At 37.8% G+C, this 13,747-nt stretch carries 15 protein-coding genes; 4 read left to right on the top strand and 11 right to left on the bottom strand.

Features of this window, described 5'->3' with window-relative positions; translation table 11 throughout:
- Nucleotides 1-140 precede the first annotated feature (140 nt).
- The 6 genes from ACFX4N_RS03955 to ACFX4N_RS03980 all read right to left on the bottom strand — a co-directional run bounded on the left by ACFX4N_RS03955 (nucleotide 141) and on the right by ACFX4N_RS03980 (nucleotide 6,874).
- Complete coding sequence (locus ACFX4N_RS03955) at nucleotides 141-1,520, bottom strand: sensor histidine kinase (protein ID WP_057273085.1); 1,380 nt, start codon at nucleotides 1,518-1,520, stop codon at nucleotides 141-143.
- 1 nt (nucleotide 1,521) lies between these two features.
- A complete protein-coding gene (locus ACFX4N_RS03960) occupies nucleotides 1,522-2,196 on the bottom strand; it encodes a response regulator transcription factor (RefSeq protein ID WP_013056822.1) in 675 nt (224 codons plus the stop codon).
- 144 nt (nucleotides 2,197-2,340) lie between these two features.
- The gene (galU, locus tag ACFX4N_RS03965; protein WP_013056821.1) at nucleotides 2,341-3,228 is read right to left on the bottom strand and encodes a UTP--glucose-1-phosphate uridylyltransferase GalU; all 888 of its coding nucleotides are present in this window, start codon (nucleotides 3,226-3,228) and stop codon (nucleotides 2,341-2,343) included.
- On the bottom strand, nucleotides 3,225-3,629 hold the full coding sequence (locus ACFX4N_RS03970; RefSeq protein WP_013056820.1) for a GtrA family protein: 405 nt from the start codon (nucleotides 3,627-3,629) through the stop codon (nucleotides 3,225-3,227). Before ACFX4N_RS03970 ends, galU begins: the two co-directional genes overlap by 4 nt.
- Complete coding sequence (locus ACFX4N_RS03975; protein WP_013056819.1) at nucleotides 3,622-4,587, bottom strand: glycosyltransferase family 2 protein; 966 nt, start codon at nucleotides 4,585-4,587, stop codon at nucleotides 3,622-3,624. Before ACFX4N_RS03975 ends, ACFX4N_RS03970 begins: the two co-directional genes overlap by 8 nt.
- A gap of 13 nt (nucleotides 4,588-4,600) precedes the next feature.
- Entirely contained in the window at nucleotides 4,601-6,874 is a 2,274-nt protein-coding gene (locus ACFX4N_RS03980; protein ID WP_063671451.1) for a glycosyltransferase family 39 protein, read from the bottom strand.
- Nucleotides 6,875-7,113: 239 nt separating this feature from the next.
- Here ACFX4N_RS03980 and ACFX4N_RS03985 point away from each other — a divergent pair, with 239 nt between their 5' ends.
- Both ACFX4N_RS03985 and ACFX4N_RS03990 read left to right on the top strand, forming a co-directional pair.
- A complete protein-coding gene (locus ACFX4N_RS03985; protein ID WP_013056817.1) occupies nucleotides 7,114-7,686 on the top strand; it encodes a GNAT family N-acetyltransferase in 573 nt (190 codons plus the stop codon).
- 68 nt (nucleotides 7,687-7,754) lie between these two features.
- A complete protein-coding gene (locus tag ACFX4N_RS03990) occupies nucleotides 7,755-8,231 on the top strand; it encodes a hypothetical protein (RefSeq protein ID WP_192100462.1) in 477 nt (158 codons plus the stop codon).
- Nucleotides 8,232-8,384: 153 nt separating this feature from the next.
- Here the strand turns inward: ACFX4N_RS03990 and ACFX4N_RS03995 are convergent, their stop codons facing one another.
- The 3 genes from ACFX4N_RS03995 to ACFX4N_RS04005 form a co-directional block, all read right to left on the bottom strand.
- Nucleotides 8,385-9,257 carry an STAS domain-containing protein gene (locus ACFX4N_RS03995; RefSeq protein WP_192100463.1) on the bottom strand — a complete coding sequence of 291 codons (873 nt, stop codon included), beginning with the start codon at nucleotides 9,255-9,257 and terminating at the stop codon, nucleotides 8,385-8,387.
- Between the two features lie 271 nt (nucleotides 9,258-9,528).
- Complete coding sequence (locus tag ACFX4N_RS04000; RefSeq protein ID WP_236019619.1) at nucleotides 9,529-10,161, bottom strand: LrgB family protein; 633 nt, start codon at nucleotides 10,159-10,161, stop codon at nucleotides 9,529-9,531.
- Between the two features lie 29 nt (nucleotides 10,162-10,190).
- Nucleotides 10,191-10,595 (bottom strand): CidA/LrgA family protein, encoded by a 405-nt coding sequence (locus ACFX4N_RS04005; RefSeq protein WP_013056813.1) that lies wholly within the window; start codon nucleotides 10,593-10,595, stop codon nucleotides 10,191-10,193.
- A gap of 191 nt (nucleotides 10,596-10,786) precedes the next feature.
- Between ACFX4N_RS04005 and ACFX4N_RS04010 the strand changes: the two genes are divergently transcribed.
- Both ACFX4N_RS04010 and ACFX4N_RS04015 read left to right on the top strand, forming a co-directional pair.
- The gene (locus ACFX4N_RS04010; protein ID WP_192100464.1) at nucleotides 10,787-11,218 is read left to right on the top strand and encodes a MarR family winged helix-turn-helix transcriptional regulator; all 432 of its coding nucleotides are present in this window, start codon (nucleotides 10,787-10,789) and stop codon (nucleotides 11,216-11,218) included.
- 106 nt (nucleotides 11,219-11,324) lie between these two features.
- Nucleotides 11,325-11,606: a hypothetical protein gene (locus tag ACFX4N_RS04015; RefSeq protein ID WP_078081757.1), complete on the top strand. Its 282-nt coding sequence runs from the start codon at nucleotides 11,325-11,327 to the stop codon at nucleotides 11,604-11,606.
- A gap of 36 nt (nucleotides 11,607-11,642) precedes the next feature.
- On the opposite strand, the gene ACFX4N_RS04020 is transcribed toward ACFX4N_RS04015, so the two are convergent.
- Both ACFX4N_RS04020 and ACFX4N_RS04025 read right to left on the bottom strand, forming a co-directional pair.
- Nucleotides 11,643-12,155, bottom strand: a complete 513-nt coding sequence (locus ACFX4N_RS04020; protein ID WP_057274117.1) for a GNAT family N-acetyltransferase — start codon at nucleotides 12,153-12,155, stop codon at nucleotides 11,643-11,645.
- 114 nt (nucleotides 12,156-12,269) lie between these two features.
- Nucleotides 12,270-13,694 carry a phospholipase D-like domain-containing protein gene (locus tag ACFX4N_RS04025; RefSeq protein ID WP_057274116.1) on the bottom strand — a complete coding sequence of 475 codons (1,425 nt, stop codon included), beginning with the start codon at nucleotides 13,692-13,694 and terminating at the stop codon, nucleotides 12,270-12,272.
- Nucleotides 13,695-13,747 lie beyond the last annotated feature (53 nt).

A 13,747-nucleotide genomic window follows, 5' to 3' on the forward strand; every position in this document is an offset into this window, starting at 1 on the left:
TCCCAATTTTTTCAAAAGATTTATACTATCTATATTATTTACACTTTACCTATATGTCAAGTAGGGATTAAAAAAATAAATAGATATTATTAAATTTTTTTATATCTTTGACCTAATAAAAAAGACTCATCTGCATGAACTTACACAGACGAGTCTTTTTTAGTCCTATTTTTTTGGATAGGCAGGGTTACCGTAAAAATGCTTCCTTGTTCTTTTTTGCTTTCAACACGTATTGCGCCCTCATGCAGCCGAACAATTTTTTTTGTAATGGCTAGACCGAGGCCGCTTCCTTTTAACGTTCTGGATTTATCTACTTTATAAAAGCTTTCAAAAATATATTTTTGATCTTCTTCGGCAATACCAATTCCATTATCCTTTATTTTCACGTCTATCTCTTCGTTTTTTTGATGAATGGATATTTTCACCAATCCATTTTCAGGCGTATATTTAATAGCATTTGTTACTAAATTCAGCCAAACTTGCTCCAACAAATCTTTATCTGCTTCCATTTGAACATTGGATAAATCAAGGTCAATTTCTATGTTCTTTTTTGTCCACTGAGGTTCTAAAGCCATGACCACATGCCTGATTTGTTCATCTAACCGGTATTGCTGCAGCGTTAGCGTTTGATGTTCAGAGTCTAAAGAAGCAAGCTTTAGCAAATTGGAACTAAGCTGAGAAAGTCTTGTACTTTCTTTTTCAATAATCGTTAAATATTGTATCTTTTTATCTTCACTGACGATATCATCTTTAAGTGCCGCTGAAAAACCACGAATAGAGGTCAGCGGTGATTGAATCTCATGCGAAACGCTAGCAATGAACTCTTGCCTCATCGTTTCTATTTTGTTTAATTCTTTAGTCATTTGATTAAAGTTTTTAGTTAACAAACCAATTTCATCATTTGTCGCGTGCTCGACTTGCACATTGTATTCGCCTTGTCCGACAACTTTCATCGCTGTACTGAGACGCTTAATCGGTTTAATAATAATCGTTGAAACATATGCAAATAATACAATACCTACTAATAAAATTGTAATAAGCTGGATATTTTGAACATCTTGAATAACTGAAAATTGCCGCTGTGGATGTGACTGAATAAATAGAGCATACGACCGTCCATTTTCTTTAAAAGGAAGACCCACTACGTTTGGCTGTGGACGATCACCTTTTTCCTCGTTTAAATTAGAATAACGCTTCCCGTCTAATACTTGATCTACTTCTTGCGGTGTAATTGGAATAGGCGGTCCTGGCTGTCCTAATACTTTTTCTTCATGCTGATCATCAATAATAATAAACGAAAAATGAATGAATGATGAATTAGATAAAAACCTTGCAGCTTTGTCGGAGTCTTCTGCTCCGTACAAATCGATAAAATCTTCTCCCATCTTCACCATATCCTGACCTAATCGCATTTCGAGCTTCTGCTTGCTAAGAAATGTCGTGACGACAACGGTAATCACAACGCTCAATAAAATTGTAATGATGAACGACAGAACCAGCTTTACATAAATTGATTTCACGTTAACACCCTTCTGCTCTATAGCCTAGTCCGCGAATTGTTTTGATTTCCATACCGACGTTTTTCATATGATTAAGCCTCTCTCGCAGACGTTTTATGTGAACGTCTACCGTGCGCTCATCGCCTTCATAATCATATCCCCAAATTAATTGAATAAGCTGATCACGAGTAAAAATCTTTCCTGGAGAACTAACTAACGTGAACAGTAATTCAAACTCTTTTAACGGCAGCTGTTCGCTTGTTTCTCCTGCACTCATCTCTAATTTGGTACGGTCTAGTTTTATATTCCCCATATAGATTACATTGTTAGCTTCTACTCGATACCTGCGTAAAAGAGCCTTTACACGAGCAACCATTTCCTGAGGATCAAAAGGTTTCACGACATAGTCGTCTGTTCCGATATCAAATCCTTTTAGCTTATCATGCGATTCGCCTCTAGCTGTTACCATTAAAACCGGTATATCAAAATACTCCTTAATTTCCTTTGTTAGTTCCCATCCGTCTTTAAATGGCATCATGATATCAACGACCGCTAGATCAATTCGAAACTCTTCCATTTTCGCCCACGCTTCTTCACCATCTGCTGCTTTTATAATTTTAAATCCTTGATTTTCTAAATATAATGATATCAGCTCTCGAATATGTTGATCATCATCTGCAACTAATATTTGAATCATACATGTCTCTCCCTATTCCTAAGTTTGTCCAGCTTTTACGCACAGTAAGCTCTCTGTTTATAGTAAACAGAGAGCCACATAAGATCATACAATGATTTTATACTTCAAATATGAACTGAATATGAACAAACTGATTAACTCTTATTAGCTGAAGTTGTTTGCTCGTTCTTTTTCTACAATTCCTTCCAAATACGATAAAAACGTTTGACGTAAATCTTTACGCTTTAACGCCACTTCTACCATTGCTTTCATATAGCCTATCTTATCTCCAATGTCAAAGCGCTGTCCTTCCAGTTCAAGAGCAAACAGCCGCTCTTTTTCACATACTACACGCAGTGCATCTGTTAATTGTAATTCATTTCCTACCCCTCTTTCAATGGTTTTTAGATAAGAAAAAATAGAAGGGTTTAAAATGTAGCGGCCCATAACGGCAATAGTTGACGGAGCTTGTTCTATCGATGGTTTTTCGATCAAGTCACTCACTTCATGAAGGCTGCCGGATTTATTTTTTGGCTGAATGATTCCGTATTTCGATACCTCTTCAACATCCACTTTTTGAACTCCGATAACTGATTGATTAGTCGTTTCATACGCTTGGATCATCTGTTTGAGCGCAGGTTCTTCAGAAGTCATAATATCATCTCCAAGAAGAACGGCAAACGGCTCATCTCCAATAAACTGCTCGGCACAAAGAATAGCATGACCGAGTCCTAACGGCTCTTTTTGACGAATATAGTGAATGCTGGCCATTGATGAGATCGTTTGTACTTCTTTTAACATGTCAAACTTGTGTTTTTCTTCAAGCATTTGCTCTAACTCAATTGATTTATCAAAATGGTCTTCAATTGATTTTTTGTTTCGTCCTGTAATAAAAATAATACTTTCAATGCCTGATTTCACAGCTTCTTCTACAATATATTGTACAGCAGGCTTATCGACAATTGGCAGCATTTCTTTCGGCTGCGCTTTTGTCGCTGGCAAAAATCGAGTTCCTAAACCGCCTACTGGAATAACTGCTTTTTTTATCGTCATATATGAATCCCTCTTTCTTTTTTAGTAGTAAATACAAATAATTTAGTACCAATAAAGTTGATACCGACACTTGCGATTGTAATTAAAAGTTTACTGATTAGCAGCGGTATACCCCATTTATTATATAGAACAGTCAACAGAAATGATGTTAGGGATAAAGTGATCAAATTTACGATCACAAATGAAATCACTTCACGCTTACTGCTTTTTTCTTTTCTCTCAAACGTCCATTTGCGATTCATGACATAACTGTTTAAAATGCCCACACTGTATGAAATCCACTGCGCTAGTATGTAGTTAACACCGATTGTTGTTAAAAGTGCGTATACTACAAAATCAATCAGTGTATTTACAACTCCTACTAACGCAAATTTAATAAAAGATATCCATTTGTTAGTCACGAAGTGATACTTCCTCGCGTGTTTCAAGCTGATACTTTTCACGGACGATATAGAGTGGACGATTTTTTGTTTCATCGTAGATGCGGCCAATATATTCTCCAATCATCCCAAGAATAATTAAAATGATGCCGCTAAAGAATAGCTGAATGACAATTAATGACGACCACCCGGTGATGGTGCTGTCTGTAAATAACTTCAAATACATCACCACTAAAAGATAAATAAAACCGATACCAGATAGAGTTACACCAGCATAGCTAGCTAGCTTTAGCGGTTTATAGGAAAAAGATGTAATGCCATCCATTGAAAGCTTCAGCATCTTTTTCAAAGGGTATTTCGACTCCCCGGCCAAACGCTCGTCTCGCTCATATTCTACTGCTATTTGCTTAAAGCCAACCCAGCTTACTAATCCGCGAACAAAGCGATTTTTTTCTTGAATGCTATTCATTTGATTGCACACTTTGCGATCTAGCAAACGGAAATCCCCTGTATCAAGCGGAATATCAATATCGGTCATCGCACGTAAGAAGCGATAAAACATAGCAGCCGTTTGTTTTTTAAAGTATGTTTCTCCTTTTCGCTTTGTACGCTTAGCATATACAACGTCAAACCCTTGCTTCCATTTTTCAATCATCTCTAAAATCAATTCGGGCGGATCTTGCAAATCAGCATCAATCACAACGACCGCCTCTCCTCTTGCATAATCCATACCAGCTGTAATAGCAATTTGATGACCAAAGTTACGGGCAAAATCTAATAAAACAACCGCTGGGTCTTGCTCACTGTACTCTTTAATGATTTCTGCTGTTCGATCTTTACTGCCGTCGTTCACGAAAAGAAGCTCGTAAGCTTCTTTCGTTGAACGCATCACTTCTGTGAGACGGCGGTAGGTTTCATGAATCACTTCTTCTTCGTTGTAGACAGGAACAACAATAGAATATTTAACAATGGAACTCATGTTCATGCCCTCCTTATTTAAGCGTTATTTCGTATAGTGTTCCGTTTCCAGATGGCCCTTGCTGAGCACTTGATGAAGTAGACTGCCACTTGGAAGAAGGAATCTCCTTACTATTTTCTTTAATCCACGTGATAACGTCAGATTGACCTCCCTTGCCCATTCCAGACAAGTAGAAATATTTCACTTCACCTTTTTTAATCATGGCTTTTAATTTACTTACCGTTAAAATTGGATCTGAACCGCTAAATCCACCCATTGCCATTACTGGCTTGCCCGTTTTGATAATGTAAGGCGCAGCTGAAGTTGAATCCGTTGTGGCAAATAAATATTTTTCACCTGTATTATTTTTTGTTAAATAGTTTAGTAGCTTTTGGTTTACTTCTGCGTTCATCCCTCCACTTTTTCGTTTTGAAGATGATGATTTGCTTGAAAAGCTATTTGGCATTTGACTATTATTGGATGAACCGCCTGGCATTTGCATTTGACCACTGTTTGAAGAACCGCTTGGCGGCTGCATTTGACCATTATTGGACGAACCGCCCGGCATTTGACCGCCGTTCGATGAACCGCTTGGCGGCTGCATTTGATTGTTCGATGATGAATTGCCGCTAGAGCTTCCTGGAGGTTGCATGCCGTTAAAGCCAGACTGTTTGCTATTTGTAGCTGTGCTTGGAGGTCCTCCCATACCGCTTGAAGAATCAGGACCTGCTGATGGAAGCATGCTATTTCCACCATAAATAATTGGTGTCATCGCCCAGTACGCCGGCATCGCAAGTAAGACAACCATCGCTGCGGCTCCTAGGTAGTTCGTCAACGAATTTTTACGCTGTTTACGAATAGCTAAAACAAGAGCTAAAATGACGCCCAGTGCTCCTACACCTGCAATTGGCGCTACGCCGATTGAGCTGACATAAGGAGACATAATATATACTTGAAGTGCTGCTGTCGTTAAAATACCACCTGGTAGCAGCCATGATTTCCAGTCATTATGCTGTTTGTACATGCTCCATAAAGCTACTGCTCCCGCTCCGGCAAATGCAGCGATTGGAGGTGCCAGCATAATTAAATAATACTGATGGAAAAATCCTGCGATACTAAAGAAGACAGCTACTGGTAGCAGCCACGCTAACCAAAATAAACTTTCTTTTTGTTTTGCCGTGTAAGGCCCTTTAAATTTTACTCCGGCAAATAAACCCACGATTGAAAAGATTACAAATGGTAATAACCAGCTGATTTGATCTGATAAACCTTTTTGGAATAGTCGGAAGGGACCAGGATTCCCCGTGTTAAACATTCCGTTTTGATTCCCTCCGCCTGGAGCCTGCATCTTTTGAGAAAAGCTGCTCTTTCTTTGATTTGAGCTTTGTGAAGAATCAGCACTTGAATTACTATTTTGTTTTGTTTCACTGCTTGCTGTTTGCTGCTCAGTTTGAGCAGGCTGTTTATGACTGCTTCCCGTCACGCTTGTATTTCCAGTTAAACGATTGATACCGTTATATCCAAAAGCAAGCTCTAGAACTGAATTTGTTTGACTGCTTCCCATATAAGGTCGCTTATCAGCAGAAGTTGAATCTACTACAACTGCCCATGAGACAGAAACGGCAAGCATCAGTGCAGTTGCTGTTGTTAAGAAAGCAATTTTCTTTTTCCACGTGATTTTGGTTGCCACTACATAGAAAACATAAAATGCTGGTAAAACCATGTATGCTTGAAGCATTTTCATGTTAAATGCAACACCAATCATCGCAAAAGCCGCTAACACCCAGCCAAATTTAACCGTACGCACAGCACGAAACAACATCCATGTTGCTAATAATAATGTAAATACAAGCATACTATCGATATTATTTGTTCGGCTTACCGCCGGTACGATTGGCGTCAGGGCCATGGCAAGAGCAGCAAACCTCCCAGCCCATACGCCAAACGTACGTTTTATGAGTACGTATAGTAAAAGGACTGAACCGATGCCCGCTAAGGCTTGCGGTAAAATGACGCTCCACCCGTGAAATCCAAATATTTTGGCGCTAATTGTCTGAATCCAAAACACAACCGGCGGCTTATCAATCGTTACGTAGCCTCCTGGATCAAAAGATGCGTAAAAGAAATTATGAAAACTTTGAAGCATACTTTTGACAGCTGCCGTGTAATAAGCGTTGGCGTATTCATCTGTCCAAATTTTAAATAAGTTCAAAAACGCTGCAATTAAAACGATTGGAACTAAAAATAAGTCTATTCTTTTTTTATTTGAAGTTCGTTCTTCTTTCACTTCACTGTTCATGTGTTTCATTTCACTCCTTCGTAATTTCTGACTTTAGTCTAACAAGCATCTGTGAACTGATTATGAACAGCAAAAATAATTTTTATTTTTTAAAAATCCATTTGACCTCTTACGCTCACCAATGAAATATTTTACAATTAAAGAATCAAGCACATGAAATAGAAAGCGTATTCTTGGAATGCTGCAGCTTCTATGAAACATTATTATCAACACTTCATCCACTTCTTGCTGAGAAAGGAGACAACTTTATGATTCAAGTAAAAGATATATACGGAAATTTACCCACACTAGAAACAGAAAGACTCCGCTTGCGGAAAGTTACCAAAAAAGATGTGCGTGACATGTTTGAATATGCCTCAAATGAAAAGGTAAGCAGATATGTAAATTGGGAAAAGCACCGAAAGCTTCAAGATACAAAAGAGTTTGTTTCCTTTGTTTTAAAACAGTACAGCAACCAATCCATTTCTCCTTGGGCTATGGAAATCAAAGCCTTGAAAAAATGTATTGGCACCATTGACTTTGTCACTTGGAACCCTACCCATCGCATTGCGGAAATTGGCTATGCGATTTCTGAAGCATATTGGAATAAGGGATTTGTTACGGAAGCAGCTGAAAAAGTAATTGCGTTTGGATTTGAAGAAATGGATTTAGTCCGCATTCAGGCGAGGTGCTTTATTGAAAACGCTGCATCTGAGAAAGTGATGAAAAAAATCGGTATGTCTTATGAAGGAACGATTCGAAAAGCCATGTTTATTAAGGGAGCTCATCAAGACTTAAAGTTATATTCAATCTTGCGAGAAGAATATACACGCAACGCGTAGAAAATGTATAAAATACTTTCCATAACATAGGCTAACTTCAACACTAACTCTTCCTTTTGAGGTGAACAATGTTGGAGCAAGCAATTCAGCATTTAGACTTATCTGCACATGGTTTGTGGTTTCCGATTACCGTTAGTTTATGTTTATTTATTCTTGCCTTTGTTTTATTTAAACGAAAGCTAACTTGGCGAGATTTTTATATCACGTTTAGCGTAGTTGGATTTGTTGGATGGCTTTGTGATGTTATCATCACACGTGTTTTTAACGTGATTGATTTGGGAGATTCAAAAGTTACAGGACTTGGAGATATTCTAAGCTATACATTTATTCCACCTTCCCTTTCCGTTTTATTTTTGACTTACTTAACAGCTAAAAATAAATGGGTTTTATCACTTCTCTTTTGCGCTGGTTCACTACTCATAGAATACGGAATGATTAAAAGTGGCTATATGCATTTAAACGGCTGGTTTTTTATCTATTCAATAGTGGTATACTTACTCGTTTATGCTTTTGTGCTACCATGGCATATCGCATTTATTAAGTAAAAAAGCGGATGTTGATTAACATCCGCTTTTTTACTATACACTTACTTCCTATCCACTGAAATTCGTATTTCACAGCGAGTTTTAAAAGAAATGGAATAGTTACGTTTATAAAATACATTTCTAATTCTGGTGTCCCTGCATGTTCATAGTCTGTCATTTTATGCGACGTGATGACAGGTGCGTGGGTCTATGTTTTTCAGAACGTCTAAATCCAATTTTTAAAAGCGCTGCTTCTAAATTAGCTTCTGTTTTAATTTGATTAAAATTAATTCCTAATTTCACTACCGTTTGGGCAATTTCCGGTCGTATTCCCGTTATAATAGCTTCCACTCCTACCAATTTAAGAGCTTGATGAATTTTGAAAAGATTGTCTGCGACCATTGTATCGATAATTACAACACCTGAAATATCCAAAATAAGATAAGCTAATTGAAGACTTGTCCCTTTTTTCAAGCAGGTCTCCATAATAACCTGCGAGCGATGAGTATCAATTTCCCCAATAATCGGCATAATAGCGATGCCTTTGGTAACGGGTACAAGCGGAACTGAAAGTTCTTCTAATGACGTATAAGCTAAATTCATCATATATCGATTATGCTCATCGTAAATTTGACCAAAAATACATGTTACCGTATCTAAAAGCGGATCGATTCGCTCACTGACGTGCAGCATAGTAATTGCGGCAAACTGATGCTCCTCTAGTTCTCTTGTAAATACATCCCAAATAACACTGCGATAGATTGGCAAGGTACCTAGCGCTTTTTCTAAAGGAATATTTTTTTCTACCGCATATTTACCGGTAGCAAGCGCCCACTCTTTAACAAGTTTAAGTACAGCCTCTTGCTCTTCAAATAGTACTCTTCCAAAATACTCCATAATGGACACTCGCCACTTCAAAATTTTCTTTTCTTTTAATTCCTCTGTACTTAAAGGATGTGTAGCATCTAAACGTTCTGCTAATTTTTCTGACAAGTTGTATTTATGTTCAATAATCTTTTTTCCTATATACACGAGCTCCTCTTTCATAAAATACGCTCAGCTCCTCTTTTTTGCTATTTTTACTGCGTATATAACCTTGACTAAGCCTTCTTACCCATCCGACAATTGACTAGCCTTCCTAAAAATAACAAAAAAGCGGTTATTTTATGAATTTTCTTTCTTCTTATTATAGTACCAGAAAAAGAGGCGTACAACTTAAAATTTGCTGCGGATAAAACTTATGCTTTCGTATAAAAAAACAATCCTGTTCCAATTGGAACAAGATTGTTTTTTTATATTCACTTTCTTTTACCTCACCTTACACTTGGAATAACCAGACAACAATAGGCCCAAAAACCGAGCCTAGTACAGCGCTTAACGTCATTGATACTGAACTCATCGATACCGTTAATTCACCGTATTCAAATGCTTTAGAAGTTCCTAAGGCATGAGAAGCGCTGCCTAGGGCAATGCCTTTTCCTAAAGAACTCTTAATACGAATCCACTTTAAAAGTAAAGGTCCAAGGATTACTCCCGAAAAACCTGCAATCATAACAAATACTACGGTCATGGATGGAACGCCCCCTAATCCCGTAGCAATTTGAATCGCAACCGGAGTAGTAATGGACTTAGGAATAATGGATAAAATCAGACTTCGATCAATGCCGAATACTTCAGCGAACACAAGTCCGCTAATCATACCTGCAAATAACCCTACAAATACCCCTCCAATAATAGGAACGCTGTATTTCACCAGCATCTCACGCTGTTTATAGAGTGGATACGCTAATGCGACAACGGCTGGTCCTAGAAGTGAATTAATCCATTTGCCTCCAATCATATACTCATCATAGGAAACATGAAAAGTAAGCAAAAGAAGAATAACGAATATGGTTGTAGTTAAAACTGGAATAAGAATTGGATAGGAGAACCGTACATATACTTTTGCCATGACTAGGTACAAAGCAACTGTAGCTACGATTATAAAGACCGCGATAAAGAATTCTTGCACTGTTGTTTCTCCTTTCGTTTGTTCGCTTTCTTTTCTAAAAGTTGGCTGGCAATCCCTGCGGCGGCCATCGTAACAATCGTACTAAGTACAATAATTAAAAACAAAACCGCTCCGCTGCTTGAAAGAAGCGAAGGATAATTCATCACACCCGCCATAGCTGGTATAAATAATAGCGGTAAAAAAGATAACAAGAAACTCGCTCCGTCTTCAATCACTTTGATGGGAACAATTTTGCACATTAAGCAAATAAGCATTAAGATTAAGCCTATAATACTTCCTGGAATAGGCAGGTGCAGCATATGGTGAACAGCTTCGCCAATCATAGAAAAAGCATAAAGAATCGCAATTTGTAGAATAATTCGTATCACTTTCATTATAGGTCACTGTCCTATAGATAAAGAACAGCTGTCCTCCTCTCTTTCTTTTGTCATGTTGTCTAACATTTTACTATATAAACATACTTTACTTTACCTACTTTTACTTGTACTATACAACTATATATACATTTGTATTATACAAGTATATATTTCTTTGTCAATGAATGATTTTGTAAGGAGCGATTATGATGCAAGAAAAGAATTCAATTGAATTGATTGAATATGAACTTACTACCTTTATTAGACGAGCCTTCTATCTTGATAATTCCGAAAATAAAATAGGAAACCTAGAAAGATCAGCGTATTTATTATTACGCCAGTTAGATGAATTTGGACCAGCTCGTGTAAAAGAACTAGCTGAAGCATTTAAACTCGACATTTCAACTCTTTCTAGACAAGCTGCTGCTTTAGAAAATAAACAGCTGATTTCCCGCTCCTCTGATCCTTCGGATGGACGCGTCAGTCTATTTGATATCACAGCACGCGGAAAACGAATGCTGCAAAGTGATAAACAAATGCGCCTTGAACGCTATCATAGTATGTTGAAGAAATGGTCCAGTGAAGAAAAAGAGCTGTTTGGCAAACTATTAATGCGGATGAATGACGCATTTATCGATTAAATAGAAAGCCCTAAAAAATTAGGCTGCTACTGCAAGATGTTTGTCCCTGTCTCTTTTCCGTTTCTTGCATTTACTGTAAAGAGACTATTGAAAAGGATGTATGATTATGTCTGTTCCGAACAAAAGGAAAGCCACGCCCTGCCTTTTCCCCGGCTATAAATGGTGCGGCCCCGGATGCAGTGGTCCAGGATGCCCAGTAAATGATGTAGACTGCTGCTGTAAATACCACGATTTATGCTATGAAGATTACGGTTCATGCCGCTCATGTGATGAGCAATTTCTTAACTGTCTTTGCTCCAAAGCAAATCCATACAGCTTGAAAGGAAGACAGGCATACGCTATGTATACCTATATGCGACTGAAATTAGCTTTAAAACAATATGACTAAGCATAAAAGAGGTGAATTTAAAAATTCACCTCTTTTTTATACTATTTTATCCGTATGAATCCAAAAGCGCTGAACAACAGCTCCGTTTTCTTCTATATAATCCTCGTCTTGTATACCACCGTTTGCCAAAATAGTTTGACGAGAAGCGATGTTCCAATCATCGCACACTACTAATGCCCGTTGAACTCCTAGCTTTCTGATCTCTTGAAGAGATAACTTTAATAGCAGCTTTGCATACCCTTTTTTTCTTTCGCTTGGCCGAATACCATAACCTATATGCCCTCCGCTATTTCGAAGCAATTCACTTAGTTCATGACGGATATTAACTACGCCTATTACTCTTTCGTTATGCATTAGCCAATAGGTAGAATCGGGTACATATCCTTTTTTTAATCCAATACCTTTTTCTGCATTTATTAACTCTTGAATCATTTCTTCAAAGTGAGTAGGGTCTTTAGCAATTACCCACGGAATCATTTTTTCTCCGCTTGCTTTCCATTCATGATAAAAGCTCATATAAGCCTTTTTATAAGCTGCATCTGGTTTCATTAAAACGGCGGCTTCCACGTACCTTCCTCACTTTTTATTTATTATGTTTATACTACCGATTTTTCCCAATAAATAAAAGAGGATAATTTACGTGATGTGTAAACTGTCCACTGTTTAAATAAATTCCTTAAAAAACCTTGTTACTTTTGCAAGGGCGTACAGGAAGGTTCGCTTCATGACAGGTTCTTCTTTCCTTTGGACGTCGGGAGATTTAATCCATCGCTTATGGTTGGCAACAAGGATACTTTTATCTATTTTGTTTTCCATCGCCATCGTTAATTCTTTTGCAAATTTTTGACTATCGATAATGACCATTGATTCATTATTCAAAAATGTAGAACGGGAATCTAAATTAAAAGAGCCTACGGCACTGAGTCTTTGATCATAAATTACGGATTTTGCATGGATCGAATAAGGTCCTTGGTATTCGTAAAGCTTTACACCTGTCTTCATAATCGTATCCCGCATACTTATATACCCAGAAAAAGCTAACACATTGGGCGTAGATGTAACTGAGTTTGTGAGTAGCGTCCATTGAACGTCTCGCTTCTTTTTTATGGCTGTATACTTGCTCATCGCATTAGTTGGCACAACATAAGGGCTTTGAATAAGAACAGACCGGTTAGCTCCTTCTGCCAGATTAATAAGCGTTTTCCACATAAAAGGTCTTTTATTAAATCGTTCAATTGGATTATGAATAAAAGAAACACACTTTGTAGAAACGGTGGAAGCATTCCAATTAATCTTAGGAGTTGCAAACGTTTCTCCTACTTGCTTAGCTTTACCGTATTGCTGCAGCAGCAAAGCTTTCATCCTCTTTCCCTGATCGACCTGGTACTGTGTGAGATGATAAAAAGCTTTTTTAGTGTAAGGATGAGCCCATAATTCATTTATATAATTCTGCATTTGAACGATGACGCTATCTTGTTTATGTTTGCTGTTTGTAATAAAGACATCACGATCATAGACGAAGTCTGGAGGAGGCTTGTTGGCCAAATACTTGTCCCCTATATTCCGTCCCCCTATTATGCCTAGCTGTCCGTCTACAATCATTATTTTGTCATGCATACGATTTTGCCACGCCCAAGGTTTAAACAATTGAAACGGTTCATAATACTTCACTTCAATATTAGGATGTGAAGCTAATGCGTAGAGCACGCCTCTTCGATTCCCTCGTAAGCCGTTAGCTATCCCATCTAAAAGAACGCGAGTATAGACGCCTCGATCAGCTGCTTTAAAAAGAGCGGCCATAATTAAATCAGTTGACTCTCCTTTTCCTATTGAGTAATATGCAATATCAATCGATTTCTCAGCTTCTTGAATCATTTGAATACGAACTCTTCCTGCCTCATATCCATCTTCGAGAAGTCTCACCCGGTCCGTAGACTCACTGTGACCAAAAAAGCTACCCGGTTTAATTGAGGTCGTTTCCTCTCCTGTTTTTAAAGGTACATAAAAGAGAACCACCGCCGCTATAACCACATACAGAATATATAAAGATAAAATAATAAGTAATCCTTTGAATGCTATTTTTATCATCGCAACTCCAGCTTTTTGTCTTTTTCTGTTATCGTTCACAAATAATGATCATT

The sequence above is a fragment of the Priestia sp. YIM B13551 genome, from assembly GCF_042787905.1.
Lineage (GTDB): Bacteria > Bacillota > Bacilli > Bacillales > Bacillaceae_H > Priestia.

Coding starts and splice junctions, on each gene's coding strand:
- ACFX4N_RS03960 (WP_013056822.1), bottom strand. CDS start 2,196: ATGATTCAAATATTAGTTGCAGATGATGATCAACATATTCGAGAGCTG.
- galU (WP_013056821.1), bottom strand. CDS start 3,228: ATGACGATAAAAAAAGCAGTTATTCCAGTAGGCGGTTTAGGAACTCGA.
- ACFX4N_RS03975 (WP_013056819.1), bottom strand. CDS start 4,587: ATGAGTTCCATTGTTAAATATTCTATTGTTGTTCCTGTCTACAACGAA.
- ACFX4N_RS03980 (WP_063671451.1), bottom strand. CDS start 6,874: ATGAAACACATGAACAGTGAAGTGAAAGAAGAACGAACTTCAAATAAA.
- ACFX4N_RS03985 (WP_013056817.1), top strand. CDS start 7,114: ATGATTCAAGTAAAAGATATATACGGAAATTTACCCACACTAGAAACA.
- ACFX4N_RS03990 (WP_192100462.1), top strand. CDS start 7,755: ATGTTGGAGCAAGCAATTCAGCATTTAGACTTATCTGCACATGGTTTG.
- ACFX4N_RS03995 (WP_192100463.1), bottom strand. CDS start 9,257: ATGAAAGAGGAGCTCGTGTATATAGGAAAAAAGATTATTGAACATAAA.
- ACFX4N_RS04000 (WP_236019619.1), bottom strand. CDS start 10,161: ATGGCAAAAGTATATGTACGGTTCTCCTATCCAATTCTTATTCCAGTT.
- ACFX4N_RS04005 (WP_013056813.1), bottom strand. CDS start 10,595: ATGAAAGTGATACGAATTATTCTACAAATTGCGATTCTTTATGCTTTT.
- ACFX4N_RS04010 (WP_192100464.1), top strand. CDS start 10,787: ATGCAAGAAAAGAATTCAATTGAATTGATTGAATATGAACTTACTACC.
- ACFX4N_RS04015 (WP_078081757.1), top strand. CDS start 11,325: ATGTCTGTTCCGAACAAAAGGAAAGCCACGCCCTGCCTTTTCCCCGGC.
- ACFX4N_RS04020 (WP_057274117.1), bottom strand. CDS start 12,155: ATGAAACCAGATGCAGCTTATAAAAAGGCTTATATGAGCTTTTATCAT.
- ACFX4N_RS04025 (WP_057274116.1), bottom strand. CDS start 13,694: ATGATAAAAATAGCATTCAAAGGATTACTTATTATTTTATCTTTATAT.